The following is a 25,568-nucleotide window of genomic DNA, read 5'->3' as shown; positions in this document are numbered from 1 at the left end:
ACCATTGGAGTCAGATCGCGACCGAACGGAGGCGCAGTTGACTCTCGATACATTCTCACAAAAAATCCTGCGTCTTCTGCAACTGGACGCGCGGCGTTCCGTTCAGGAAATCTCCGATCAGGTCGGGCTGTCGAGTACGCCGTGCTGGCGCCGTATCAAGGACATGGAGCAGTCCGGCGTCATTCAGCGTTATACGGCGCTGCTCGACCGTGAAAAGCTCGGCCTACACGTCTGCGCGCTCGCGCATATTCATTTGACGCGACATACGGAAGGCGGCGTCGAGCAATTCGAACGCGAAATCGCCACGTGTCCCGAAGTGACCGAGTGCTACAGCACGACGGGCGAATCTGATTACATCCTGAAGATCGTCGCGCCCGATATCAAGGCGTACGACGCGTTTCTTCACGATCGCATCTTCAAGATTCCGGCGGTCGCGCAAGTGCGCACGAGCGTCGTGCTACGGGAAATCAAGTTCGATACGCAATTGCCGCTTTAACCGCGCGCCTTATTCCGAGGCGTTTCTTGCGGCTTGAGGCGCGGCCACTTTCACAGCCTGCGTCACGCGAATCTGACGCGCGCCCAGTCGTTGCCTGAGCGCATCCAGATCGACGTCCGCGAGTCGGGGCGCCGTCTTGCTTTCCGCAGCGTACGGCAGAACGATTTCCACGTCGAAGCCGCGCTTCAGATAGTGCAGATTCAATGTATCGACGGATAAGCCCTGCTCTGAAAACGCAGCAGTCACCGCCTTCGTCACCGTGGAACGCAGCGGGAAATTGCCGGGCAGCGGATTCACGGCATCGCTTTCCGGATCGACGTGAATGAGCGCGTCGATTACGCGCGAATCGGCCAGGATATGCGCCCGCGCGGATTCGGCGATGTAATGACCCTCCGAAACCGAAATCAGCGGGTCCACCAGTATGTGCGCATCGACAATGGCGAGATCGCCCATTTTGCGGGTACGCAAGTCATGCACATCGCGCACGCCGGGTGTTCCCAGCAAAATGCCGCGAAAATCGGTCGTGGTCGATTCATCCAGCGCGCGGTCCGAAAGGTCTTGCAGCGCATCCCACGCGAACGTCCAGCCCATTCGGCCGACCAGAAAACCGACAAGCGCCGCCGCAATGGGATCGAGAATGCGGAACCCTGCGATACTGCCGACGATGCCGAGCGCGACGACAAGCGAAGAAGCGGCATCTGATCGCGCATGCCACGCATTCGCGACGAGCATTGCAGAGCGCACGCGTTCGGCCGCGCGCAGCATATAGCGAAACAGCGCTTCTTTCGAAACAAGAACGATTATGGCGACGACCAGTGCGCTTGCATGAACCGGCGGGATTTCGCCCAGATTCATGATGCGAACGCCCGCGCGCCATAACATGCCGATACCGACAGCAATGAGCAATCCACCGAGGAATAGCGAAGCCACTGTTTCGTAACGGCTGTGGCCATAGTTATGATCCACATCCGGCACGGCCGCCGCCTTTCGGTTCGCAATCAGAACCACGAGATCGGAAACGATATCGGCGAGTGAATGAACGCCGTCCGCAATCAACGCCTGCGAATGCGCAACGAGACCGACCGCGAGTTGCGCGGTAGTGAGTCCGCTGTTAAGCGCGATACTCGTCCAGGTCGTCCGAACTGCGACATCGTGCTTTTCTGTTGCGTGCGCCGTCGAAAGTGTCATGTAAAGTGCTCGGGGTGTCCATTGACAGCATTTTATCAGGCACGCACCGGTTCTGCTTTTAAATCAACGTCTTAATAACGCGACGCATTCTCGTCGCTAATTTAACCGAGCGTCGTGAATGAATAGCGCGGCGCCAACAAAAAAAGCCGCGCCATTGGGCGCGGCCTTCATTCTCCGACTGAAGCGCGGCTTATTTACCGATCAGGAAACTATCGCGATCCTGGCCCGCAATCCACTTGGGCGGCTTGCCGCGGCCGGACCACGTGCTGCCGCTCTCGGGATCGCGGTATTTCGGCGCGACACCCGTGCGGCTGCGCGATGCCTTAGCGGTTTTCGCGCCGCGGCCACCGGCCAATTCCTGAAGCGTGATGCCGTAATCGGCCATTTTCTGCTTGATCTCATTAAGTACTTCGGCGTATTCGCGCGACTTCGCTTCTTCGATCTGACGCTCAAGAGACTCGCGCTGTGCGAGCAGTTCCTTGTATGAAGGCATGGCAAATCCCTAAGTGGTGTATTGGCTTGCGAGTCGGTGCTCGCTCTTCGGTTATCAGTATAGCCTCGGACTGAATCGCAGATTAACACATTTCCGCTAAATCGCGGCATAGCAGGATTGCGATTAATTGTATTGGCTAATTACTCGTAACATTTGCCGACTCGTTCGCCGTGTTGAACGCTGACGCGCTGACGTAATTCTCCGATTCAGTGTCCGATGAGCCTGAGAATCGCATGAGACGAAAACAACCCATCGGCATTGCATACAAATTCTCATGCGATGGCAGCTTCTCGTGCCATTTCTTGGCTCAGCGACAGTCAGCAGTCGCCGTAAAGCGCATGCGAGCGTCGATGCGTCTTACGCGTGCCGTTCGAAACAGTCTATGAGCGCGGCTTTCAGTTCTTCTGCATTCAGCTTGGGTTTATCGAAAGTAAAACGATTGCGCATGCCTGATTCGAGCAAATCGCAGCCGTACCGGTCTATCCCCAATAATCGAACGTCGGCTGGCCGGCTTGCATGGGTGTCGGAGAACGCGCAAAGCGCGGCTTCTTCGTCATCGCTCAACGGTTCCAGCGAATCGATTTCGTTTCCGTCGAGCCAGCCCATCGCCCCGAAGCCGCCGATATAGCGCATGCGCTGCGTCGAAAGCACCCAGAATGCGAAGTCGCCTAATGCGAGATAACGCGCCGCATCAGGGTGATAGCGCAGATATCGCCGAGCCAGCTGTTCGTGATCCGATTTCGCCGCAGGTTCGAACGTGCCCAGCAAAGTCAGGCGCTGACCTTCCAGGACGCTTGCGCCATTTGCATGCGCGACGAGAAACCCGGCGCGGGGATCGGCTTGAAGATTGCGCGTGTGTTCCGCGAGGTGACTGATGAGCAGCATCGGCGCATGACGCGCGGTAAGCGCGAATGGCAATGCAGTCGGATAAGGAAAGCCGGCTGGATCGCGCGAATGAGTCGCGAGGGTTCCTTCCGAAACACGATGCAGCAAATGAAGCGGCGCTTGCGGCGGGATATTCATGAAAAGAGGTCGACAAGTGAACTGCCGAAAATGGTAAATCAGCGCGGTCAGCGTGTCTCCTGGCCGTTCGATAGAATCGTAAGCTCTCGCGAAAGGCGGCATGATCGGCGGTTGTTCCGCGTCATTGCCGCCGCGCGCCACCTTTCCAATGGCTCAACCGTGTCCGACTCGACTTCCGCTTCTTCCACCCGCGAGTCCAACCCATCGCTCGCGGTGCATCGCAGTCTTCCTCAAGCCACGCGCCAGCGCGCCCGATACGCCACGATGGCCGTCTTCTTCATCGCCGGCATGATGTACGCGTCGTGGGGCGTCCACGTCCCGACCGTGCGCGACAAGTTCGCGCTCAGCCCCGGCATGCTGTCGCTCGCGCTGTTCGCGGTCGCCGGCGGCTCCATTTTCGCGATGATCACCACGGGGTCCTGGATCGCGCGCGCCGGCACGCGCACGGCGTGCATGGCGGGCGGCATCGCGATGACGGCATGCGGCGCGCTAATCCTCGTCGTGCCGTCTTTCTGGCTGCTGCTGATGGTGCTCGCGATGTTCGGCGCGGGAATGGCCACGCTCGATGTCGCGATGAACGCCGAAGCGAGCGCCGTCGAAGAGGCGCTCGGGCGGCCGATCATGTCGTCGCTGCACGGCATGTTCAGCATCGGCGGGATGGCAGGCGCGGCAATCGGCGGCACGCTGCTCGCGCACGGGCTCGCGCCGGCGGCGCATCTGGCGCTCGCGGCGGGCGCGAGTCTCGTCGTGCTGCTGGCTTCGATGCCGTCCGTGCTGCCGCACGTGCCGCATCACGAGGCGCACGCGAAGGCGTCGTCGTCGAATCGCTGGCGCTCGGGGGCGCTGTGGGCGTTGGGCGGCCTGGCGCTCGTCGCGCTGATCGCGGAAGGCGCCATGTACGACTGGGCCACCGTCTATATGCGCGATGTCGTCGAGGCGTCGCCGTCGTTGTCGAGCGCCGCGTATGCCGCATTCTCCGGCGGCATGGCGGCCGGGCGCTTCGGCGGCGATGCAGTGCGCGCCCGCTTCGGCGCGCCGCAGCTCGTGTTCGGCAGCGCGGGGCTCGCGTTCGTCGGCATGGTGATGGCGCTCGTCGTGCCGAACGCCTTCGTCACGATGACGGGCTTCACGCTCATGGGCCTCGGACTCGCGAACATGATGCCGGTGCTCTTCGCGGCGGCGGCGCGCGTCGAAGGCGTCACGGCGGCTGAAGGGCTCGCGCAGGTCGCCGGGCTCGCGTACTTCGGCTTGCTGCTCGGACCGGTGCTGATTGGCGGCGTCGCGCAGGTGAGCACGTTGCCCATCGGCTTGTGCGTCGTCGCGGCGTGCTGCGCGGCGATCGCGCTGATCGGCCCGCGCATCCTCAGGCGCCTGAAGATATAAAAAAACGCGCGGACCTTCGAAAGTCCGCGCGTTCTTCCCGGGCTCACGCCCAACCGCGATTACATCTTGACGACGTCGAGCAGCGTCTTCTTGCCTGCCTTGTAGTCGTACAGCGAGATCACGCCATGCTTCAGGTCGCCCTTCGAATCGAAGGTCGTCTGGCCGATCACGCCCTTGTAGTCCGTGTTCGGCATCGCGGCGAGGATCTTGGCCGGATCGACCGAGTTCGCGCGCTTCATCGCGTCGACGATGATGTACACGGCGTCATACGTGAACGGCGCGTAGATCTGGATCGGCTGGCCGAAACGCTTCTGATACTTCGCAGCGAATGCCTGACCGCCTTCCATCTTCTCCAGCGCCATGCCTGCTTCCGAGCACACGACGTTGTCGGTCGCGTCGCCGGCAAGGTCAGCCAGCTTTTCCGTGCAGACGCCGTCGCCCGCGAGCACCTTCGCGCGCAGGCCGAGCTGCTTCGCCTGCTTGGCGAACGGGCCGCCGGTCGCGTCCATGCCGCCGTACATCACGGCGTCGGGGTTCTCGCCCTTGATCTTCGTCAGAATCGCGCGGAAGTCGACGGCCTTGTCGTTGGTCGCGTCGTGCGAAACGACCTTCAGACCCAGCGACTTCGCGGTCTTCTCGAACTCGTTCGCGAGACCCTGTCCGTACGCGGTCGAGTCGTCGACCACGGCGACGCTCTTCACCTTCAGGTTCTTCGCTGCGTAGTTCGCGAGCGCCGGGCCTTGTTGCGCATCGGTCGCGACGACGCGGTACGTCGTCTTGAAGCCTTGCTGCGTGTAGGTCGGGTTCGTTGCGGACGGCGAGATCTGGACGATGCCCGCGTCGCTATAAATCTTCGATGCCGGGATGGACGTACCGGAGTTCAGGTGGCCGACCACTGCGACGACCTTGTCGTCGACGAGCTTCTGCGCGACTTGCGTAGCGGTACGCGGGTCGGCTGCGTCGTCTTGCGGGTCCAGTTGCAGGGTGATCTTCTGGCCGCCGATGGTGAGACCCTTCGCGTTGATCTCTTCGACTGCGAGCCGCGCGCCGTTTTCGTTGTCCTTGCCCAGGTGAGCGATACCGCCGGTCAGCGGAGCGACGTGACCGATCTTGACGACCTGGTCGGCTGCTGCGGACGTTGCCAACGTAGCGAACAGCACGGCTGCGGCGCTGATCGGCAACACTTTGTGAAGCTTGGTGTTCATGTAAGTCTCCAGTTTCGGTCCCAAAAACAACGTAATCGCCCTGTGCCCCGTCTTTCATCACGATCGCTCAGTCCCGTGGACGACCACGCCGGATGCATCGTATTGCACTTGGCAAGTCCTTCCGGCCGGCTGTTTGTGGCAGCCGCCATCCGCACCGCGCGAGAAGTGTAGGGTTGTCAAATTAATTTAGGGAAGTTTTTTAAGATACTGGTGTGACTACCGATTAACGGCCAGTTGAGAACGCCGCCCGTTTGTGGTGGCGATTGCGCCGCCAGGCCCAACCGATGCGGGTTTCGGGCCGGCCTTCGAGTTCTTTCGCATGCCTGCCGATAATCGCGCGGCGCTGGTCGCCATTAGCCGGTTTCAAAAGCTGTTTAACGCTTGGCTTTAGGCACTCGCCTCTAAAAATCGCCTGCCCGGTCAATCCGTGTGCCTGCTTCCCGCCAACGACTGACCGCGCTCAGGCGGCCGAAAGGGAAAGCTGGCAAACTCACTCGCCTGCGTTCTTATAGTCAACCAAGCAAGGAGCATCGACGTGACCGTAACCGTGACTTCCCGATGGATCGACATTCCCGCCGACGGCGGCAGCTTCCAGGGCTACCTCGCGCTGCCCAAGACGGGGATGGGGCCTGCCGTGATCATCCTGCAGGAGATCTTCGGGGTGAACGCGCATATCCGCAGTGTCGCCGATCAATACGCCGCTGACGGCTATGTCGCGCTCGCGCCCGACGTTTTCTGGCGCACGCAGCCGCGCGTCGAGCTCGGGTACGAAGGCGCGGATCGCGAGAAGGCGATGGAACTGCTGCAAAAGACCGACGTGGATTCGGCCGTCGCGGATGTCGGCGCCGCTGCCAAGGCGCTGCGCGCGCTGCCGGAAGCGAGCGGCAAGGTCGCCGCGATCGGCTATTGCTTCGGCGGCCGGCTCGCGTATCTCGCGGCGGCGCAAGGCTCGGTGGATGCGGCCGTCGCGTACTACGGCGGCGGCATCCAGAATCAGTTGGACAAGGCCGATCAGGTGAAGGCGCCGATTCAGTTCCACTACGGCGAACTCGACGCGCACATTCCCGCTGACGCCGTCGATGCGGTGCGCCAGCGCTTCGCCGGCCGCGCGGACTCGGAACTGTATGTCTACCCGGCCGCCGACCACGGCTTCAACTGCGGCGATCGCGCGTCGTATAACGCGAAGGCGTCGGCGCTCGCGCACGGCCGCACGCTGACGTTCCTCGGCCAGCACCTGTAAGTAGCGAACGCGCGCGGCGCACGCCGTGCGCCGTCATATCAGCGCGGGCAAGCCCTCTACCAGCAGGAACGCGACGAGCACGCCGACGAGCGCCCCGCACGCTCGCAGCACGTTATTCTTGAAGTGCGATGCGCACGGAATGGCGCCTAAGAACAGCGCGCCGGCAAGCGCCATCGGGATGACCAGAATGAAATCGCCGATCGTGAAATACGTCATGGTGCGTCTCCCATCGTCCTGCTTTTCTCGCTCGAATCGTGCCGGCGCGAACGTGCGCATCGACGATTCGAGTATAGGCGGCGGGAGAAAGCGCGTTGCGCCGTCGTCGCGAAACAGGGTTCGCTGAAAACGCCGGAGCCTTGTGACAGAAGGCTCCGCAGCCCGCGTTATTAAGCGGACGCGGTAAAACCCTTAGTTTCGTCCGATTTCATTCGGCTTTCGACGGCGCGCGGATCAGCGCCCGTTCGCGGCCATTCAGATAAGCCGCAGCCGCGACGCCGATCACGAGCAGTCCCGCGATCAACCCGACCACGCCCGGCCAGCCGAAGCCGGTCCAGAAGTGCCCGCCATACGATCCGATCAGGCTCGATCCCATGTAATACGCCAGCAGATACAGCGCGGCGGCCTGGCCTTTCGCCTGTGTCGCGAGCCGGCCGACCCAGCCGCTCGCCACCGAATGTCCCGCGAAGAAGCCGAACGTCAGGCAAGCGATTCCGCCGATGATCACCGGCAGCGACATCGAAAGCGTCAGCGCGATGCCGGTCATCATCAGCACGATCGCGGCAATCAGCACGCGGCCACGGCCGAAAGCATCGGCCATCTTGCCCGACCACGGCGACGCGACCACGCCAGTGAGGTACACGGTGAAAATGGCGCCGATCTGCGTCTGGTTGAGCCCGAACGGCGCGCCCAGCAGCCGATAACCGACGTAGTTGTACACCGTGACGAAGCTGCCCATCAGCACAAAGCCGATCAGAAAGAGAAACGGTAGGCCGCCATGCCGCAGATGCCCGACTAGCGAACTGCGGTGATGCGCGAACCCGACGCCGCGCCGCGGCTTGAAGCGTCGCGACGGCGGCAGCAGCGACCGGAACGCCAGCGTCGCGAGCAGTCCGAGCACGCCGATGCCGCCGATCGCCACGCGCCAGCCGAAGAAGTCCGCGAGCACGCCGCTGATCACGCGCCCGGCCATGCCGCCGATCGCCGTTCCGCCGACATAGAGGCCCATCGCGAGGCCGAGTCCTTCGGGATGCACTTCTTCCGCGAGATACGCCATTGCGACGGCCGGCACGCCGCCGAGCGCGAAGCCTTCGAGCGCGCGCACCACGAGCAGCGCGTGCCAGTTCGGCAGCAACGCCGCGACGACCGTCAGCACCGACGACGCGAGCAACGACAGCGTCATCAACCGATGACGGCTCCAGCTCTCGGAGACGAATCCCGCGATGAAAATAGCCACCGCCAACGCCGCCGTGCTCACGGACACCGCGAGCGCGCTGACCGCCGGGCTGACGCCGAAGTCCTTCGTGAACTCCGGGAGCAGCGGCTGCACGCAATAAAGCAGCGAAAACGTCGCGTAACCCGCAAAGAGCAGCGCGAGCGCAGCGCGCCAGTAAGCTCGCGAGCCGCGCTCCAGATAGAGTTCCGCAGACGCGGGCGGCACATCTTTGCGCTGCGGCGCGGGTGATGCGTTCACGAATGAAGTCTCCGCTTAAAACTGAAACCCTCAACGATACGCCGTCCCTCAGGGTTTTGCCGGATGCAGCGGCGCATTCCATGTGCCGCAGACAGCAAATGCGCAGTGAACGTCTGCGCTGGGCAACAAATCGCGGCATTGGGCATCGCGTTTGCGCGTTGCCATAGGCTAAAGTAAGCGCACAATCGTTCATGAAAGCCGCGCAGGTCGCGCTTCCCGCAACAAAGACGCGGCGATTGTCTGGTGCACGCGCCGTCACGAGCGCGTGCTGTTGGAACATATGACCGGCGTCTCATTGAGCCGGCATGGATACGGGGTTTCATCATGCAAATCGGTTCGATTGTCCGCTCCGTGCATATTGCCGTGCCTCACGGCGCTCGCGGCATCGTCATGCGCATTCTCGGCGACATGGCCATGGTCGCGTGGTACGCAGGCGAGCCCGGCGTCACGAAGCTCCTGAACACGGAGCCGTTCTTCCTCGAAGACCTGATCGATACGGGCGATATCGTGCGCCCGTCGAACTCGGTCGTTCATTGAGCGGCGTTGCGCCGGCGACCCGAGCGCCGAGTTGAAGCGACGCTGATGCCTGCCGCCGGAAGGCGCACAATGCCGGAATGAACTCAAATCATTCCGACTCCGCCGGCGTCCCCGCTTCCGACGCCGCGCCGCCCTTCGCTGGCCTCACGCCCGAGCGCGTGCTCGACGCCGTCGACAGCGTGCTCATCACCGCCGACGCGCGCACGGACGGCCGGCTGCTCGCGCTCAACAGCTACGAAAACCGCGTGTATCAGGTGGGCGTCGAAGACGGGCCGCCTGTCATCGCGAAGTTTTATCGGCCCGGGCGCTGGTCGAATGAAGCGATTCTCGAAGAACACGCGTTCGTCGCGAGCCTCGCCGCGCGCGAGATTCCGGCGGTTCCGGCACGCGTTCTCGAAGGCGCGACGCTCCACGAATTCGAAGGCTTTCGCTTCGCCGTCTTCGACCGGCGCGGCGGCCGCGCGCCCGACCTCGACAACCGCGAAACGCTCGAATGGCTCGGACGCTTCATCGGGCGTATTCACGCCGTCGGCGGCGTCGAGCCGTATCGCGAGCGGCCGACGCTCGATATCCACACCTTCGGCTTTGAACCGCGCGAGTTCCTGCTGACGCATGGCTTCGTGCCCGACGACGTGCGCGAATCCTACGAGCGCGCCGTGTCGATGGCGCTGGACGGCGTCGCGCAATGCTTCGAGCGCGCCGGCGACGTGCGGCATCTGCGCATGCACGGCGACTGCCACCCGAGCAACGTGCTGTGGACGGACGCGGGCCCGCATTTCGTCGATTTCGACGACAGCCGCATGGGACCGGCGATCCAAGACCTGTGGCTCTTGCTGCCGGCCGGCCGCGCGGAAGCGTCACGTGCGCTCTCCGATCTGCTCGCTGGCTACGAAGACTTCTGCGACTTCGACGAGCGCGAGCTGCATCTGATCGAGGCGCTTCGCACGTTGCGGCTGGTCCACTACGCCGCGTGGCTCGCGCGCCGCTGGAACGATCCCGCGTTCCCCGCCGCCTTCCCGTGGTTCAACACGCAGCGTTACTGGGAAGACCGCATCCTCGAACTGCGGGAGCAAATCGGCGCGATGCAGGAAGGACCGCTCTGGCCCGTCTGAAATTTTTGGTGACGAAGCGGCGTCTTTACGCCGCCAGAAAGCATTGTGTCAGGCGTTTCGTCGTGCAATGATAACGATTCTCATTTGCCCGCCGTGAACGACCGAGAGTCGATCAGGGCGTGGCGTTGCCGACGAACCCGCCGACTCCGGAGAGACGCTTGAACGCGCCTGACACCCTCACCCCGCCGCCGACGAGCGACACCGCTCGATACCGTCCGCAAGGACGCCCGATGGACGACGCCGAACAAACTGGGCGCAAGACTCGCTCGCGCCGCTCGACGTTTCTGAAATGGCTGCGCAAGGTTCACGGCTGGGTCGGCTTGTGGGGGGCGCTGCTCGGCCTGCTGTTCGGCGTGACCGGTTTTCTGCTGAACCACCGCGCGCCGCCGCTGCGCGTCTCGACCGGCGAGCCGCAGGTTTCGCAGATGCAACTTCCGCTACCCGCAGGCGGTTTCAAATCGCCGCGCGACATAGGCATGTGGCTCAAGAAGGAACTGAAACTCGACGGCAACCTCGGCCGTACGCGGCGCGAGCCGGCGCATCCCGTCGGCTGGGGCGACAAGAGCGCGATTCAGCCCGAGCAATGGTCGACGATGATTTCATCGCCCAGCAGCAGCGTAATGGCCGAGTACTGGGTCGGCAACAACTTCGTCTCGGTGAAGCGGACGGAAAACACTTTCCTCGCGATGCTGACGAACCTGCACAAGGGCGTCGGCCTGAGCGTCGGCTGGGTGCTGCTGATCGACACGCTCGCCGGCAGCCTGATTCTTCTGTCGCTCACGGGCGTGCTGCTGTGGACTGAGCTCAACAAGCGGCGCATGGCGGGCGCGGCGATCGTGACGGTGTCGCTCGTCGCGATGATCGTGTGCGGGCTGATGTAAGCGGCAACGGCGGCGCTTTATTGTGCGGCCGTCAAACGCCGCACACTTCGCCATTTCCGGCGACTTCGCGCGCCGCCTTCGCGCCTTCCACTTGCAGCAGTTCCGGCAGCGACACCCCGTTCTTCGCCGCCGTCACTTCGGCGAGTATCGATACGGCAATCTCCGGCGGCGTCCGGCTGCCGATATAGATGCCGACAGGTCCGTGCAGCCGCGCGAGCTCGGCATCGCTGAGATCGAACTCTTTCAGCCGCTCGCGCCTCGCCGCGTTATTGCGCCGCGAACCGAGCGCGCCGACATAGAACGCCGGCGTCTTCAACGCTTCCATGAGCGCGAGATCGTCGAGCTTGGGATCGTGCGTGAGCGCGATTACCGCGCAACGCTCGTCGAGCTTCATGTCCATCACGGTGTCGTCGGGCATGGTGCGCACGATGGTCGTGCCCGGCACGTCCCACTCGTCGGTGTACTCCTCGCGCGGATCACACACGGTCACCTGATAGTCGAGCCCGACCGCGATGCTGCACAGATAGCGCGACAACTGCCCCGCGCCGATCACGAGCATCCGGTAGCGCGGACCGTGAATGGTCAGGAGCGTCGCGCCGTCGAAGAGCACGCCGTCCGTGGCCTGCGCGGGTTCGAGGCGCGCCGTGCCCGTCTCCATGTCGAGCGTGCGCGCGACGAGCCGTCCGCTTTCCACCGCCGCGCACAGTTCCGCGATGCCGCTTTCGCGCGTGAGCGGCTCCAGCACGAGCTGAATGGTGCCGCCGCACGGCAGTCCGAAGCGGTGCGCTTCTTCCGCGCTGATGCCGTATTTCACCGCTTCCGGCTTCGACTGCTCGATGCCCCGCTGCCGCACGCGGTCGATCAGATCGTCTTCGATGCACCCGCCCGACACCGAGCCGACCACGTGGCCGTCGTCGCGCACCGCGAGCATCGCGCCTTCCGGCCGGGGCGACGAGCCCCACGTCTTCACGACCGTGACCAGCAGCGCGCGATGCCCTTCTTCGAGCCATCGCGCGCTGTTCTTCAGGACTTCGAGATCCACGCTGTCCATGATTTCTTTCCTTTCTCTTCCTTGTCGGCGTCAGCCGGTTCGTCCGCGACGCCGTTCTGTTCTCGCTGCGCTTCGCCTGCGTCCTGCAACTTCGCGCCGAAACGCTTGAAGAACTCACCCGCGATCTTACGCGCTGCGCCGTCCACGAGCCGCGAGCCGATCTGCGCGAGCTTGCCGCCCACCTGCGCGTGCGCGCTGTAGGTGAGCTTCGTGGTGTCCGCGTCTTCGCCCGGCTCGAGGTTCACTTTCGCCGTGCCTTTGCTGAAGCCTGCCGCGCCGCCCTGTCCTTCAAAGACGATCGTATAGGTGTGCGGCGCGTCGATATCCGTCAGTTCCATGCGGCCCTTGAAGCGTGCCTTGACCGGGCCGACGGCGGCAGTCATCCCGACGGCATAGGCATTTTCGCCGTCCGCTTCGATGCTGTCGCAGCCCGGAATGCAGGCTTTGAGCATGGCCGTGTCGTTGAGCGCCTCCCACGCGCGATCCTGCGGCACCGGCAAGGTATGCGTTTCGGTCAGTTCCATTGCGTGTGTCCTCCTGGCATTCGGGGCGCGCCGCGCGCGGAAAGCGCCGCCATTTCCCGCCCGACAGCGGCGAGGCTGTCGAGGTTGTGAGCCGCGAGCATCGCGTCGACGTGCGGCAGGATCGCGCGCACGCCTCGCGCGCGCGGCGTGAAGCCGGCAAATCGCAACAGCGGATTGAGCCACACGAGCCGATGCGCGAAGCGCCTGAGCCGCGCCATTTCGGCATCGAGCACGTCGATGGCCTCGTGATCCAGCCCGTCGGTGACGAGCAGCACGGTCGCGCGGCCCGTCAGCACGCGACGCGCCCAGCGACGGTTGAATTCTGCGAGCGCCGCGCCGATGCGCGTGCCGCCCGACCAGTCCGCGACCTGTTCGCCGAGCGCGGTCACCGCGACATCGGGATCGCGCTCGCGCAACGCGCGCGTCGCGTTCGTCAGCCGCGTGCCGAACAGGAACACCTGCAAGCGTTCGCGCGATTGCAAAAGCGCGTGACAGTAGTACAGCACGGCGCGCGAATACGCGCTCATCGAACCCGAAATGTCGAGCAGCAGAACCAGCGGCGGCCTGCGTTCCACCGCCGCGCGATACTTCCACACGGTCCAGTCGCCGCCCGCGCGGACCGCTTGCCGCGCGCTCGCGCGCAAGTCTGCGTGCGTGCCGCGCGACGCCGCCTTCAGCCTGCGCGTCGGCTCAGTCGCGAGCGGCAGCCGATGCGCGCGAATCTGATGCCGCAACGCGCGCCATTCGTCGGCGCTGAGCGTGTCGAAATCGCGATGACTCAGGCGCTCCTGCGCGCTGAACGACAGCCGCGCGTGCGTCTCTTCGGCCTGCGCTTCAGGCTGCGCCTTCTCGCGCGTGTCGCGCGTGTCCGCGCGCGTCGCGAGCGCATCGGCGAGACGGTTGTTGCGCTTCGGCGGCGGCGCGGCGCTTTGAATCTTCGGCAGCAAGAGCGCGCGCAGCTTGCTTTCCCAATCGGGATCGCGCCAGAACAGATCGAACGCCGAGTCGAAGATCTCGCGCTCGTCGCTCGCATGAACCAGCAGGCACGCGAGCGCCGCGCGCACGTCGTCGCGCCGGCCCAGGTCGATGAGGCGCAGCGCGTCGAGCGCATCCACCGCCTGCGCCGGCGACATGCCGAGCCCCGCGCCGCGCAGCAAGCGCACGAAGTGCACGACGTTGCGCGCGAACGGTGGCATGGTCACGCCCGCGCCGTCGAAAGGCATTGCGCGAGCGTCGCGGCGTCCATGCGCGCGAGGTCGTCCTGATACTTCAGCAGCACGCCGAGCGTGTCCTGCACCGATTGCGGATCGAGTTCCGAGACCGACAACGCCGCGAGCGCGCGGCACCAGTCGATGGTTTCCGCGACGCCCGGCGCCTTGAACAAGTCCATTGTGCGCAACTGATGGACGAACGCGACGGCCCTCGCCTGCAACGCCGCGCCCGCTTCCGGCGCACGCGCCGCGACGATATCGAGTTCCACGTCCCGCGCCGGATAGCCGATCCACTGATACAGACACCGGCGCTTCAAAGCGTCGTGGACTTCGCGCGTGCGGTTGGACGTCATCACGACGAGCGGCGGCCGCGCCGCGCGCACGGTGCCGTACTCGGGAATCGACACCTGAAAGTCCGACAGCAGTTCCAGCAAGAACGCTTCGAACGGCTCGTCGGCGCGGTCGATCTCGTCGATCAACAAGACGCGCCGCGCATTCGCGTTCCCGGGATCGGGCAGAAGCGCCTGCAACAGCGGCCGCTTCAGCAGAAACTCGCCGCGATACAGCGAATCGTTCGACGGCGTTTCGCCCGCGGCTTCCGCGAGCCGCAGCGCCATGATCTGACGCGGATAGTCCCATTCGTACAGCGCGCTCGCCGTATCGAGCCCTTCGTAGCATTGCAGACGCAAGAGCGTCGTGCCGCACAAGCCCGCCGCCGCCTTCGCCAGCTCCGTTTTGCCGACGCCCGGCTCGCCTTCCAGAAAGAGCGGGCGCTGCATCTTCAGCGCGAGAAAGAGTGCCGTCGCCAGTTCGCGGCTCGCGAAGTACTGCTGCTCGCGCAGGCGCGCGAGCGTCTCGTCGATGGAAGCCGGTTCGTCGATCATCACGCCGAGAACGACAGCGCGCGTTCGATCGCGCGGCCCGCGAGCACCGGGATCAGATGCGCGCGGTAGGCGGCGCTCGCGTGCATGTCGTCGTTGAGGCCGTCGGCGGAAATCGTCACGCTGCGCGCGGACGCCACCGAGAAGTCCTTCGACAACGCCGCTTCCAGTTCGGTCGGCCGGAACGCGGAAGGCGCCGCGCCGGTCACGCCGACGCGCACGCCGTCCGCGTGCTTCGCGACGAACACGCCGACGAGCGCGAAGTGCGACGCCGGATTGCGGAACTTCTCGTAGCCCGCGCGCTCGGCGAGCGGAAACTCGACGGCGGTGATCAGTTCGTCCGGTTCGAGCGCGGTCTCGTACATGCCGAGGAAGAAGTCGTCGGCGGCGATGCGGCGGCGGTCCGTCACGATGGTCGCGTTGAGCGCGAGCACGGCGGACGGATAGCACGCTGCGGGGTCGTCGTTGGCGAGCGAGCCGCCGATGGTCCCGCGCTCGCGCACCTGCCGGTCGCCGATGCGGCTCGCCAAGTCGGCCAAGCCCGGCAGCGCGCGTTTCACATCCGCGTTCGCGCCGACCTGCGCGTGGCACATCGCGCCGCCGATGGTCAGCTTGTCCGCATCGAGCGTGACGGTTTTCATCGACGCGATGCGCGTCACATCCACGAGCGCCGACGGCTGCGCGAGCCGCAAACGCATGGTCGGCAGCAAGCTCTGGCCGCCCGCGAGATATTTGGCGTCGCCGTTCGCCGCGAGCGCGGCCACCGCCGCTTGCGCCTCGTCCGGGCGTTGATAGTCGAATGCGTACATATCGGTCTCCGTCAGGCGGTTTCGGCAGTGTGGGCGGCTTGGGCGGCGTGCATCGCGGTCCAGACGCGGTGCGGCGTCGCGGGCATCTGCAAGTCTTTGACGCCGAGCGGCGCGAGGGCATCGACAATCGCGTTGATGACGGCGGGCGGCGAGCCGATCGCGCCCGCTTCGCCGCAGCCCTTCACGCCGAGCGGATTGTGGGTGCACGGCGTGCCTTTCGCGGTCTCGACGGTGAAGCTCGGCAAGTCGATGGCGTGCGGCATCGCGTAATCCATGAACGAGCCGGAAAGCAGCTGGCCGCTCTCCTTGTCGTACACGCAGCGCTCCAGCATGGCCTGGCCGATGCCCTGCCCCAAGCCACCATGCACCTGGCCTTCCACGATCATCGGATTGATCACGTTGCCGAAATCGTCCACCGCAGTGAACTTCTGGATGCGCGTTTCGCCGGTGTCGCGATCCACTTCGACTTCGCAGACGTACGCGCCCGACGGATACGTGAAGTTGGTCGGATCGTAGAACGCGTTTTCGTTGAGACCCGGCTCCATGGTTTCGAGCGGGAAGTTATGCGGCACGTACGCAGCGAGCGAGACTTCCGCGAAGCTCTTCGTGCGGTCCGTGCCCGCGACGCGGAACACGCCGTTGGCGAACTCGATGTCTTCCGCCGACGCTTCCAGCAGATGCGCGGCGATCTTCTTCGCCTTCGCTTCGACCTTGTCGAGCGCTTTCATGATGGCCGAGCCGCCGACCGAAATCGACCGCGATCCGTACGTGCCCATGCCGAACGGAATGCGCCCGGTGTCGCCGTGAATGACCTCGACGTTTTCGATCGCCACGCCGAGCCGGTCCGCCACCACTTGCGCGAATGTGGTCTCGTGGCCCTGACCGTGGCTGTGCGAGCCGGTGAACACGGTGACGGAGCCGGTCGGATGCACGCGCACTTCGCCTGCTTCGAAGAGCCCCGCCCGCGCGCCGAGCGCGCCCGCAATATTCGACGGCGCGAGCCCGCACGCCTCGATGTAGCACGAATAGCCGATGCCGCGAAGCTTGCCTTCTTTCTCCGACTGCGCCCGCCGCTCGGCGAAACCCGCGACGTCCGCCAGTTCCAGCGCGCGGTTCAGGCACGCGTCGTAGTCGCCGGTGTCGTAGGTGAGGCCAACGGGCGTCGCATACGGAAACTCGCGGATGAAGTTGCGGCGGCGCAGTTCGACCGGATCGATGTTCAGCTCGCGCGCCGCCGTCTCGACGAGCCGTTCGACCACATACGTGGCTTCCGGACGGCCCGCGCCGCGATAGGCATCCACGGGAACGGTGTTCGTGAACACGGCCTTCACTTCGGCGTAGATGGCGGGCGTGGCGTACTGGCCGGCGAGCAGCGTCGCATAGAGCACGGTCGGCACCGACGACGCGAACGTCGACAAATACGCGCCCATGTTCGCCGTCGTGTGGACGCGCATCGCGAGGAACTTGCCGTCGTTGTCGAGCGCGAGTTCCGCTTTGGTGACGTGATCGCGGCCGTGCGCGTCGGAAACGAAGGCTTCGGAACGCTCGGCGGTCCATTTGATCGGACGCCCGACTTTCCTCGATGCCCACGTCAGCGCCACGTCTTCCGGATACAGGAAGATCTTCGAGCCGAAGCCGCCGCCCACGTCCGGCGCGATCACGCGCAGCTTGGATTCCGGCAGCGACAGCACGAACGCCGCCATCAACAAACGCTCGACGTGCGGATTCTGATTCGCGACGTAGACCGTGTAGCTGTCGTCGTGCTTCGAATAGCTCGCGTTGACGGCGCGCGGCTCGATGGCGTTCGGCACGAGCCGCTGATTCACGATATCGAGTGTGGTGACGTGCGCGGCCTGCGCGAACGCGGCGTCGGTGCGCGCCTTGTCGCCGTGGCCCCAGTTGTAGCAGACGTTGTTCGGCACGCTGTCGTGCACGAGCGGCTGGCCTGCGTCGGCGGCGCTGCCGGTATCGACGATAGCGGGCAGTTCTTCGTAATCGACCTCGATCAGTTCGAGCGCGTCCTTCGCTTCCTTCACCGATTCGGCGACGACGAGCGCCACCTGATCGCCCACGTGCAGCACCTTGTCGTGCGCGATGACAGGATGCGGCGGCTCGTGCATCGGCGAGCCGTCCGTGCTGTGGATGAGCCATCCGCACGGCAAGCCGCCGACGTTCTCGCCTGCGAGATCCTTGCCGGTGAACACGCCGATCACGCCCGGCGATGCGAGCGCCTGCTCGGTATTGATGCCGCGAATGCGCGCGTGCGCATGCGGCGAGCGAAGGAACACGCCATAGCTTTGGCGCGGCAGCACGACGTCGTCGGTGTATTGGCCCGCGCCGGTCAGGAAGCGATAGTCTTCTTTGCGCTTGACGCCAGCGCCGATCAGTTTCTGTTGCTCAGGGGCATTCATCGCGGTCTCCGTGATAGGCGCGATTCGTGGTGTCGAAAAGGGAACGAGGGAGTCAGGCGCCCGCTTTCATGTTCTGCGCGCCTTCGAGGACCGCCTTCACGATGTTGTGATAGCCCGTGCAGCGGCACAGATTGCCGTCGAGTTGATCGCGGACTTCTTCCTCGGTGAGATCGGGCGATTCGGCGGCGAGCGCGCTCGCGCTCATCACCATGCCGGGCGTGCAGAAGCCGCATTGCAGGCCGTGGCATTCCCTGAACGCCGCCTGCATCGGATGAAGCTGGCCGTCTTTCGACATGCCCTCGATGCTCGTCACGCTCATGCCGTCGGCCTGCGCGGCGAGGATGTTGCACGATTTGATCGCGCGGCCGTCGAGATGAACGGTGCACGCGCCGCACTGCGCGGTATCGCAGCCGACGTGCGTGCCGGTCAGCCCGAGGTTTTCGCGGAGAAACTGAACGAGCAGGACATGCGGTTCCACCTTCGCGGTCAGGGGTTTGCCGTTGACCGTCAGGCTGATGCTGAGCGTCATTACTGTCTCCTTGTCGACCGCGGCGGGCTTTTCGCCTCGCTACGGTCCTTGCATGATTGCAAGGGGATGGACCAGCCTTAACGTCACTCGGGTCACGCACGTCGCCACGTCTCTACCTGCCCGCGCGTCGCGTCCGGCTGGAATTTCGTGTTATGTGTACGGCGAGTAAAGCACAAATCAGCGGGCGTCGCTATTAGGCGCACGCCCGTGCCGCGCCGCCGACGGAGGAAAAAAAACGCCGTCCCGAGGGACGGCGCTCTTTAGCCGAACGATCAGACGAACACTCAGTGCGTAACGGTTTCGCGCTTCGCGGTCTTCGCGTTCGCGGGCTGCGGCTGAACGCGGCCCAGCGCCGAATGACGGCGCGAATACGCGAAGTAAATCACGAGCCCGATCACGAGCCAGACGACGAACGCAATCCACGTCGTCGCCGTCAGGTTGAGCATCAGGAAGAGGCACGACGCCACCGCGAGAATCGGCACAACGGGCACGCCCGGGCAGCGGAACGCGCGCGGCAGGTCGGGGTGCGTGCGGCGCAGGATCAGCACGGCGATGGACACCATCGAGAACGCGGCGAGCGTGCCGATGTTGATCAGCTCGGCGAGCACGTTGAGCGGCACGAGCGCGCCGATCAGGCCGAAGAAGATGCCGACGAGCCACGTCGTGAAGAACGGCGTCGAAAAGCGCGGATGCACGCTCGAGAGCTTCGCGGGCAGCAGTCCGTCACGCGACATCGCGTAGATGATGCGCGTCTGGCCGTAGCTCATGACGAGAATCACGGTGAGCATGCCCAGCACCGCGCCCAGGTCGATGAAACCCGCCACCCAGTTCTGCCCCGCCACTTGCAACGCGTACGACACCGGATGCGAGATGTGCGCGAACTGCGCCGCCGGCACGATGCCCGTCACGACCGCCGCCACCGCCACGTACAGCACCGCGCACACCGCGAGCGACGAAATGATGCCGATGGGCAGATCGCGCTTCGGGTTCTTCACTTCCTCGGCCGCGGACGACACCGAATCGAAGCCGATGAACGCGAAGAACATAACCGCCGCCGCGCCGAAAACGCCGGACCAGCCGTGCGGCATGAACGGATGCCAGTTCGCCGGCGTGACGTGAAACACGCCGACCGCGATCACCAGCAGCACGACCGTGACCTTGATCGCGACCATCACGTTGTTGATGCGCGTGGATTCCTTTACGCCGATCGACAGCAGCCACGTAATGACCATCATCACGAGGAAAGCGGGCAGGTTGAAATACGTGAGGTGGTCCGGCAGGGCGCCGGGCGCGGCGGTGAGCGCGGTCGGCAGGCTGATGCCGAAGCCCGACAGCAACGATTGCAGATAGCCCGACCATCCGACCGAGACGGCGGACGTCGCGAGCCCGTATTCGAGCATCAAGTCCCAGCCGATGATCCACGCGGCCAGTTCGCCGAGCGTCGCGTACGAATAGGTGTAGATGGAACCGGCGACCGGAATGGTCGACGAAAACTCCGCGTAGGCGAGCGCGGCAAAGCAGCAAGCGATGGCCGCGACGATGAACGACACCATCAGCGCGGGCCCGGCCTGCACGACGCCCGTGCCCGTGAGCACGAAGATGCCGGTGCCGATGATCGCGCCGATGCCGAGAAACGTGAGGTCCAGCGCGCCGAGCGTTTTCTTGAGTGACGTGCTGTGCGCGCCGGCCAGCATGTGCTCGATGTTTTTCTTGCGGAACAACGACATTGCGATAAGTCTCCATGCGGCGCTCGCGCGCCCTGCTGCGGGAAAACCCGACATTCTATCGGAGACTTCGAAAATGCCCGGAAATTGGGCAACATGCGCAGCGCCGGTGTTTTTTATCTTGTACGAGATAAATCACCGCTCAGCCTGCGATCGCAGGGTTCATATCGACGAGGCGGTTCGAGAGGACGTAGAACGTGAGTTCGGCGTTGTTGGCCAGCTTCATCTTGTCGAGCAGGCGCGCGCGATACACGCTGACCGTCTTCACCGACAACGACAGCGCATTCGCGATGTCGGTCAACCGCTTGCCCGATGCCAGCATGCACAGCGTCTGGAACTCGCGGTCCGACAAGTTCTCGTGCGGCATCCGTTCGCTATCCAGCGAGACGTAATTGGCGAGCGCCTCCGCCATTTCCGGGCTGACGTACTTGCGGCCGGCGGCGACCTGTTGAACCGCGCGGATCATGAGCGCGGGGTCCGCTGTCTTCGATAGATAACCTGCCGCGCCCGCCTTCAACGCGCGCACCGCGTACTGGTCTTCGCGATACATGGAGAACATCAGCACCGGAAGACGCGGCGCGTCGCGCTTCAGGCGCTTCAGGACGTCGAGGCCGGTCGTATCGGGTAATGAGATATCGAGGAGAGCGACGTCGAACGAGGCGCGCGCCGCCAGCGCCAGCGCCTGTGCGCCCGTTTCCGCTTCGCTGACCTCCGACGCGACGCCACGCTCCAGCAGCAATTGCGCGACGCCACGGCGCACGATGGCGTGATCGTCGGCAAGAAGAATCTTGAGCGCCATGCGCGCGCTCAGTCGTTGACCGCGCGCAGCGCGGCGCGCGGCGCGGCCGTCCACGGCAGGCGGGCGCGCACGCACGTCCCGCCCGTTTTCGATGCGCCCACGCGCAGCGTGCCGCCGAACGCCTCGCAACGAGAGCGCATGCTCGCGAATCCAAGCCGCCCGGCTTTGCGGCGCGCAACGGGCGCCATCCCGATGCCGTCGTCCTCCACCACCAGCGTGAGGGCGTCGTCGTCGGCTGCGAGCGTCACGTTCGCGCGCGTCGCATGCGCGTGCCGCGCGACGTTGTTCAGCGCTTCCTGCGTGATGCGAAAGAAGGCATGCGACAGACCCTGCGGCAGCCGCTTCGCGTAGATTTCCACTGAACAGGATAAATTGACGGAGAGCCCGGCGCGCGCGCCGAAGGTTGCGAGCCACTCCGCGAGCGCGGCGGGAAGGCCGTCGTCGAGCGCCGGCGCGTGCAGGCCCTCCACGATCCGGTGATTCGACGCAGCGACTTCGGCGAGACATTCGCGCGCCTGGCGCAGCGCTTCGGAGCAGGCAGCGGGCGCATCGGCGGGCAGCAGATATTCGGCGCGCGCCACCGCGAGGTTCGCAGCGGTGAGAATGGCGCCGGCTTCGTCGTGCAGATCGGCGGCGATGCTGCGGCGAACGCGCTCATCGGCCGCGCAGACTTGCGAGGCGAGATCCCGTACGCGGGCGCGCAGGCGCTCGACCTCGCGGTCGCTTTCCAGCTTGGCGTCGAATAGAGCGGAAAACGGTAAGCCGGATGCTTCCGGCGTCGCTGACGACACGCCGCGCACGGTGGCGCAGGACGTTGCACGCTGATCCAGTCCGATCAGGGCCGACGGGTTCATTTTTCCTCGCTTTGAGCGCAACTTGAGCTACGTCCTCGGCAGACCACGAGTCGGCGTAACTGAATTTACACTCTGTAACATGGAAATCGGACGATGCACGTTTTGCGCATCGCTTCGACGTGACCGCATCATATCTCAAAAATATGATTAATCCATGTCCGACAAGGCTGCGGCGGCAGAACTTCATGTCGATTGGTAACAGCAGTGCGGCCGAACCGCCAACAATGCCTGTCCGCAGATGTAACAAGTTGCCCGCAAGCAGGCGAAAAAAAACCGGAGCGATGTGCCCCGGCTTCTCTGCAAACACGCCAACCACGAATCAGCCGACGAACGCCTTCTCGACGACGTAATGCCCCGGATGGTTGTTGCTGCCTTCCTGGAAGCCCAGCGAGTCGAGCAACTGGCGCGTGTCGCGCAGCATGTGCGGGCTGCCGCAAAGCATCACGCGGTCGTTCTCGATCGAGAACGGCTCCACCGACAGATCCGAGAACAGCTTCTTCGTCTCGATCAGGTCCGTGATGCGGCCGCGGTTCGCGAATTCTTCGCGCGTCACGGTCGGGTAATAGACGAGCTTCTCGGAGACGATTTCGCCGATGTGCTCGTGCGCCGGCAGGTGCTCGGTGATGAAGTCCTTGTACGCGAGTTCATCGACGAAGCGGCAGGTGTGCGTCAGCACGATCTTCTCGTAGCGGTCGTAGACGTCCGGGTCCTTGATGATCGACATGAACGGCGCGAGGCCCGTGCCAGTAGAAAGCAGCCACAGCGTCTTGCCCGGCAACAGGTTGTCCGCGACCAGCGTGCCCGTCGGCTTCTTGCCGATCAGCACGGAATCGCCGACCTTCAGGTGCTGCAGACGCGAAGTCAGCGGGCCGTCCGGCACCTTGATGCTCAGGAATTCGAGATGCTCTTCGTAGTTCGCGCTCGCGAGACTGTAGGCGCGCAGAAGCGGCTTGCCGTCGACTTCGAGGCCCACCATCGTGAACTGGCCGTTCTCAAAGCGGAACGAGGCGTCGCGAGTGCAGGTGAAACTGAAAAGCGTGTCGGTCCAGTGGTGGACGCTCAGAACGGTTTGAGAGTTGAGGTTGCTCATGGCTTCTTGGACTATGCGAAAACGGTGACGCTCACGGCCGGAACGCCGGAATGCGGGTCGCTCGACGCCGCGCGAAAGGACGAGCGGCTTGCGCTTTCGTCCGAACTTTCGGCTTGGTGCGGCGTGTTTGCGGCAGGCCCGCGTCGGCAGTCGTGCAGCCGGGCGTTGCATGGGCGCAATCGGCTATTCTAACTCGATAGCCGCGGGGCGTCCTCGGGCCGGATCGCCAGCAGCGCGTGACGATCCGCCACGCGCCGCCGCCGCCGATTGTGCTCGCTGCCGGTCAGCAGCGAATGGACCGCGAGCCCGCATGATAGCAACCGTCGCCGAGCCGCTTCCGAATCACCCTTCTGACGGAAGGCGGCTGCAAGACATTCAGATGCGCTGATCCGTCGACGGCTTTTCCCACAGATTGATGCCGCCTTCCTGCGCGTACTTGTCGATTTCCGCGAGCTCTTCCGGGCTGAACTCCAGATTCTTCAACGCGCCGACGTTTTCGGTGACTTGCTCCGCGCGGCTCGCGCCGATCAGCACCGAGGTCACGCGCCCGCCGCGCAGCGCCCACGCCAGCGCCATCTGCGCGAGGCTTTGGCCGCGCCGCTGCGCCAGTTCGTTCAGCTTGCGCACATGCTCCAGATTTTCCTGGCTCAGGTGTTCCTGCTTGAGCGATCCGCCGCCCGGCTTGTTGACGCGCGCATCCTGCGGCACGCCGTTCAGATACTTGCTCGTGAGCAACCCTTGCGCGAGCGGCGTGAACGCGATGCTGCCCGCGCCGATCTCGTCGAGCGTATCGAGCAGTTCTTCTTCGATCCAGCGGTTCAGCATGTTGTACGACGGCTGATGGATCAAAAGCGGCACCTTGTGCTCGGCGAGCAGCTTCGCCATTTCGCGCGTCTTCGCCGCCGAATACGAGGAGATGCCGACATACAGCGCCTTGCCCGAATGCACGGCGGTCGCGAGCGCGCCGGCGGTCTCTTCGAGCGGCGTATCGGCATCGAAGCGATGCGAGTAGAAGATATCGACGTAATCCAGCCCCATGCGCTTTAGGCTCTGATCCAGACTCGCGAGCACGTACTTGCGCGAGCCGCCGCCCTGCCCGTACGGACCGGGCCACATGTCCCAGCCGGCTTTCGTCGAAATCAGCAGTTCGTCGCGATACGGCTTGAAGTCGTCCTTGAAGAGACGTCCGAAGTTGGCTTCCGCGCTGCCGTACGGCGGCCCGTAGTTGTTCGCCAGGTCGAAATGGGTGACGCCGAGATCGAACGCGGTGCGCAGGATGTCGCGTTGCGTCGAAATGGGCGTGGTGTCGCCGAAGTTATGCCAGAGACCGAGCGACAGCGCCGGCAGCTTGAGACCGGATTTGCCGCACGTGCGGTATTGCATCTGCGAGGAGTAACGCTCGGATGCTGCTTCGTAAGCCATGACAGTTTTCCTTTGCGAGTGGCGGTTTTGGACTAACTTTGACAATCGTGAAGCTGGTGGATGCGCGCGGCTGCTCTATGCTCGCGAATCGACCAAAGCCGTCAATGTTAAGCCAATCGGCGACGGCGCGAGCGCCGGGCATCCGTGTCCCGATATGCGGGAGCACACGGCGCGCCGCCCGGTCAACGCACACATCGCACAAGGAGCACTCAATGGATTCAATCGACAAACTGCGCCCGGCCTACGACTTCATGCTCACGCTCGGGCTGACGTACGGCATCAACATTCTGATGGCGATCCTGATCGTCGCCGTCGGCTGGTGGATCTCGAACATCGTCGCCAACGCGCTGCGGCGCACGCTCAACCGCACGAACGTCGATGCCACGCTGACGCCGGTGCTCGCCAGTCTCGTGATGTGGGCGATACGCGTGGTCGCCATCGTCGCGGCGCTCGGCAAGTTCGGCATTGCGGCGGCGAGCATCCTGACCGTGCTCGGCGCGGCGGGGCTTGCCATCGGACTGGCGCTGCAGGGCACGCTGCAAAACATCGCAGCCGGTTTGATGTTGCTGCTACTGCGGCCGTTTCGCGTGGGCGACTATATCGAGGGAATCGGCGTGACGGCGGGCACGGTCAACGAGATCGGACTTTTCACCACGCGGCTCACGAAGGCGGACGGCGTCGTCATGTACGTGCCGAACAGCATCATCTGGGCGAATCCGGTGACGAACTACAGCGCGAACGAGCAGCGGCGCGTCGTGCTCAATTTTCTGGTGCAGCACGGCCAGGACGTCGAGCGCGTGCTCGGCGAGCTGCGCAGGCTCGTTACGGGCGATGCGCGCATCGTGCAGGACGGCGCGTCGGCGCCGTGGATCGCCGTCACCGATTACACCGATACCGGCGTGAAGTTCAACGTCGGCGTGTGGACGCGCGCAAGCGACCATCCGGCCGTGCAGGCCGACTTGCTGCGCCAGATCCAGCCGCTCACGCGCGTGCCCGTCGCGGCGTGACTTTGGCC

Annotated in this window: 25 protein-coding genes; 7 read left to right on the top strand and 18 right to left on the bottom strand. The window is 64.3% G+C overall.

Annotated features, from left to right (window positions below):
• Positions 1-37: 37 nt before the first annotated feature.
• The gene (locus NCR34_RS00755; RefSeq protein ID WP_008352298.1) at positions 38-496 is read left to right on the top strand and encodes an Lrp/AsnC family transcriptional regulator; all 459 of its coding nucleotides are present in this window, start codon (positions 38-40) and stop codon (positions 494-496) included.
• A gap of 9 nt (positions 497-505) precedes the next feature.
• On the opposite strand, the gene NCR34_RS00750 is transcribed toward NCR34_RS00755, so the two are convergent.
• The 3 genes from NCR34_RS00750 to NCR34_RS00740 all read right to left on the bottom strand — a co-directional run bounded on the left by NCR34_RS00750 (position 506) and on the right by NCR34_RS00740 (position 3,200).
• Positions 506-1,684 carry a cation diffusion facilitator family transporter gene (locus tag NCR34_RS00750; protein ID WP_250498874.1) on the bottom strand — a complete coding sequence of 393 codons (1,179 nt, stop codon included), beginning with the start codon at positions 1,682-1,684 and terminating at the stop codon, positions 506-508.
• Between the two features lie 190 nt (positions 1,685-1,874).
• Complete coding sequence (locus NCR34_RS00745; protein WP_248320803.1) at positions 1,875-2,177, bottom strand: H-NS histone family protein; 303 nt, start codon at positions 2,175-2,177, stop codon at positions 1,875-1,877.
• A 357-nt stretch (positions 2,178-2,534) separates the two neighbouring features.
• Positions 2,535-3,200 carry a HugZ family pyridoxamine 5'-phosphate oxidase gene (locus tag NCR34_RS00740; protein ID WP_248322367.1) on the bottom strand — a complete coding sequence of 222 codons (666 nt, stop codon included), beginning with the start codon at positions 3,198-3,200 and terminating at the stop codon, positions 2,535-2,537.
• Between the two features lie 159 nt (positions 3,201-3,359).
• Here NCR34_RS00740 and NCR34_RS00735 point away from each other — a divergent pair, with 159 nt between their 5' ends.
• The gene (locus NCR34_RS00735) at positions 3,360-4,583 is read left to right on the top strand and encodes an MFS transporter (protein ID WP_250498873.1); all 1,224 of its coding nucleotides are present in this window, start codon (positions 3,360-3,362) and stop codon (positions 4,581-4,583) included.
• 59 nt (positions 4,584-4,642) lie between these two features.
• On the opposite strand, the gene NCR34_RS00730 is transcribed toward NCR34_RS00735, so the two are convergent.
• Positions 4,643-5,788, bottom strand: a complete 1,146-nt coding sequence (locus tag NCR34_RS00730; protein ID WP_159837420.1) for a branched-chain amino acid ABC transporter substrate-binding protein — start codon at positions 5,786-5,788, stop codon at positions 4,643-4,645.
• A gap of 535 nt (positions 5,789-6,323) precedes the next feature.
• On the opposite strand from NCR34_RS00730, the gene NCR34_RS00725 reads away from it, so the two are divergent.
• Positions 6,324-7,028, top strand: coding sequence for a dienelactone hydrolase family protein (locus NCR34_RS00725; RefSeq protein ID WP_248320801.1), 705 nt, complete (start codon positions 6,324-6,326; stop codon positions 7,026-7,028).
• 33 nt (positions 7,029-7,061) lie between these two features.
• Here NCR34_RS00725 and NCR34_RS00720 read toward each other — a convergent pair whose 3' ends face one another.
• Together NCR34_RS00720 and NCR34_RS00715 are read right to left on the bottom strand one after the other, a co-directional pair.
• Positions 7,062-7,244, bottom strand: coding sequence for a hypothetical protein (locus NCR34_RS00720; RefSeq protein WP_175938812.1), 183 nt, complete (start codon positions 7,242-7,244; stop codon positions 7,062-7,064).
• Between the two features lie 208 nt (positions 7,245-7,452).
• Positions 7,453-8,718, bottom strand: coding sequence for an MFS transporter (locus NCR34_RS00715; protein WP_250498872.1), 1,266 nt, complete (start codon positions 8,716-8,718; stop codon positions 7,453-7,455).
• Positions 8,719-9,042: 324 nt separating this feature from the next.
• On the opposite strand from NCR34_RS00715, the gene NCR34_RS00710 reads away from it, so the two are divergent.
• From NCR34_RS00710 to NCR34_RS00700, 3 genes are all read left to right on the top strand, one after another.
• Positions 9,043-9,255 (top strand): hypothetical protein, encoded by a 213-nt coding sequence (locus NCR34_RS00710; RefSeq protein WP_175938808.1) that lies wholly within the window; start codon positions 9,043-9,045, stop codon positions 9,253-9,255.
• A gap of 77 nt (positions 9,256-9,332) precedes the next feature.
• Positions 9,333-10,367 carry a serine/threonine protein kinase gene (locus tag NCR34_RS00705; protein ID WP_248320799.1) on the top strand — a complete coding sequence of 345 codons (1,035 nt, stop codon included), beginning with the start codon at positions 9,333-9,335 and terminating at the stop codon, positions 10,365-10,367.
• Between the two features lie 158 nt (positions 10,368-10,525).
• Positions 10,526-11,248, top strand: a complete 723-nt coding sequence (locus NCR34_RS00700) for a PepSY-associated TM helix domain-containing protein (RefSeq protein ID WP_250498871.1) — start codon at positions 10,526-10,528, stop codon at positions 11,246-11,248.
• A gap of 31 nt (positions 11,249-11,279) precedes the next feature.
• Here NCR34_RS00700 and NCR34_RS00695 read toward each other — a convergent pair whose 3' ends face one another.
• The 12 genes from NCR34_RS00695 to mgrA all read right to left on the bottom strand — a co-directional run bounded on the left by NCR34_RS00695 (position 11,280) and on the right by mgrA (position 24,553).
• Positions 11,280-12,299 (bottom strand): XdhC family protein, encoded by a 1,020-nt coding sequence (locus tag NCR34_RS00695; RefSeq protein WP_248320797.1) that lies wholly within the window; start codon positions 12,297-12,299, stop codon positions 11,280-11,282.
• Positions 12,272-12,823, bottom strand: a complete 552-nt coding sequence (locus NCR34_RS00690) for an SRPBCC family protein (protein WP_248320796.1) — start codon at positions 12,821-12,823, stop codon at positions 12,272-12,274. The genes NCR34_RS00695 and NCR34_RS00690 overlap by 28 nt, the downstream gene beginning before the upstream one ends.
• On the bottom strand, positions 12,814-14,046 hold the full coding sequence (locus NCR34_RS00685; RefSeq protein WP_248320795.1) for a vWA domain-containing protein: 1,233 nt from the start codon (positions 14,044-14,046) through the stop codon (positions 12,814-12,816). The genes NCR34_RS00690 and NCR34_RS00685 overlap by 10 nt, the downstream gene beginning before the upstream one ends.
• Positions 14,022-14,918, bottom strand: coding sequence for an AAA family ATPase (locus NCR34_RS00680; RefSeq protein WP_248322366.1), 897 nt, complete (start codon positions 14,916-14,918; stop codon positions 14,022-14,024). The genes NCR34_RS00685 and NCR34_RS00680 overlap by 25 nt, the downstream gene beginning before the upstream one ends.
• Positions 14,918-15,724 carry an FAD binding domain-containing protein gene (locus NCR34_RS00675; RefSeq protein WP_248320794.1) on the bottom strand — a complete coding sequence of 269 codons (807 nt, stop codon included), beginning with the start codon at positions 15,722-15,724 and terminating at the stop codon, positions 14,918-14,920. Before NCR34_RS00675 ends, NCR34_RS00680 begins: the two co-directional genes overlap by 1 nt.
• A gap of 11 nt (positions 15,725-15,735) precedes the next feature.
• Positions 15,736-18,135: a xanthine dehydrogenase family protein molybdopterin-binding subunit gene (locus tag NCR34_RS00670; RefSeq protein WP_248320793.1), complete on the bottom strand. Its 2,400-nt coding sequence runs from the start codon at positions 18,133-18,135 to the stop codon at positions 15,736-15,738.
• A 52-nt stretch (positions 18,136-18,187) separates the two neighbouring features.
• Positions 18,188-18,664, bottom strand: coding sequence for a (2Fe-2S)-binding protein (locus tag NCR34_RS00665; protein ID WP_248320792.1), 477 nt, complete (start codon positions 18,662-18,664; stop codon positions 18,188-18,190).
• 284 nt (positions 18,665-18,948) lie between these two features.
• Positions 18,949-20,391, bottom strand: a complete 1,443-nt coding sequence (gene bcaP / locus NCR34_RS00660; protein WP_284506431.1) for a branched-chain amino acid transporter BcaP — start codon at positions 20,389-20,391, stop codon at positions 18,949-18,951.
• 139 nt (positions 20,392-20,530) lie between these two features.
• Positions 20,531-21,187, bottom strand: coding sequence for a response regulator (rqpR, locus tag NCR34_RS00655; RefSeq protein WP_248320791.1), 657 nt, complete (start codon positions 21,185-21,187; stop codon positions 20,531-20,533).
• 8 nt (positions 21,188-21,195) lie between these two features.
• A complete protein-coding gene (locus tag NCR34_RS00650) occupies positions 21,196-22,041 on the bottom strand; it encodes a sensor histidine kinase (RefSeq protein ID WP_248320790.1) in 846 nt (281 codons plus the stop codon).
• Between the two features lie 319 nt (positions 22,042-22,360).
• Positions 22,361-23,131, bottom strand: a complete 771-nt coding sequence (locus tag NCR34_RS00645; protein WP_175938781.1) for a ferredoxin--NADP reductase — start codon at positions 23,129-23,131, stop codon at positions 22,361-22,363.
• Between the two features lie 375 nt (positions 23,132-23,506).
• Positions 23,507-24,553: an L-glyceraldehyde 3-phosphate reductase gene (gene mgrA, locus NCR34_RS00640; protein ID WP_250498870.1), complete on the bottom strand. Its 1,047-nt coding sequence runs from the start codon at positions 24,551-24,553 to the stop codon at positions 23,507-23,509.
• 212 nt (positions 24,554-24,765) lie between these two features.
• On the opposite strand from mgrA, the gene NCR34_RS00635 reads away from it, so the two are divergent.
• Entirely contained in the window at positions 24,766-25,560 is a 795-nt protein-coding gene (locus tag NCR34_RS00635; protein WP_248320788.1) for a mechanosensitive ion channel family protein, read from the top strand.
• The last annotated feature ends 8 nt before the right edge of the window (positions 25,561-25,568 follow it).

The sequence above is a fragment of the Caballeronia sp. GAWG1-5s-s genome (assembly GCF_023631445.1).
GTDB lineage: Bacteria > Pseudomonadota > Gammaproteobacteria > Burkholderiales > Burkholderiaceae > Caballeronia.
Note: the sequence above shows the minus strand (reverse complement) of the source record. Positions and strands in the feature narration are given on the sequence as shown.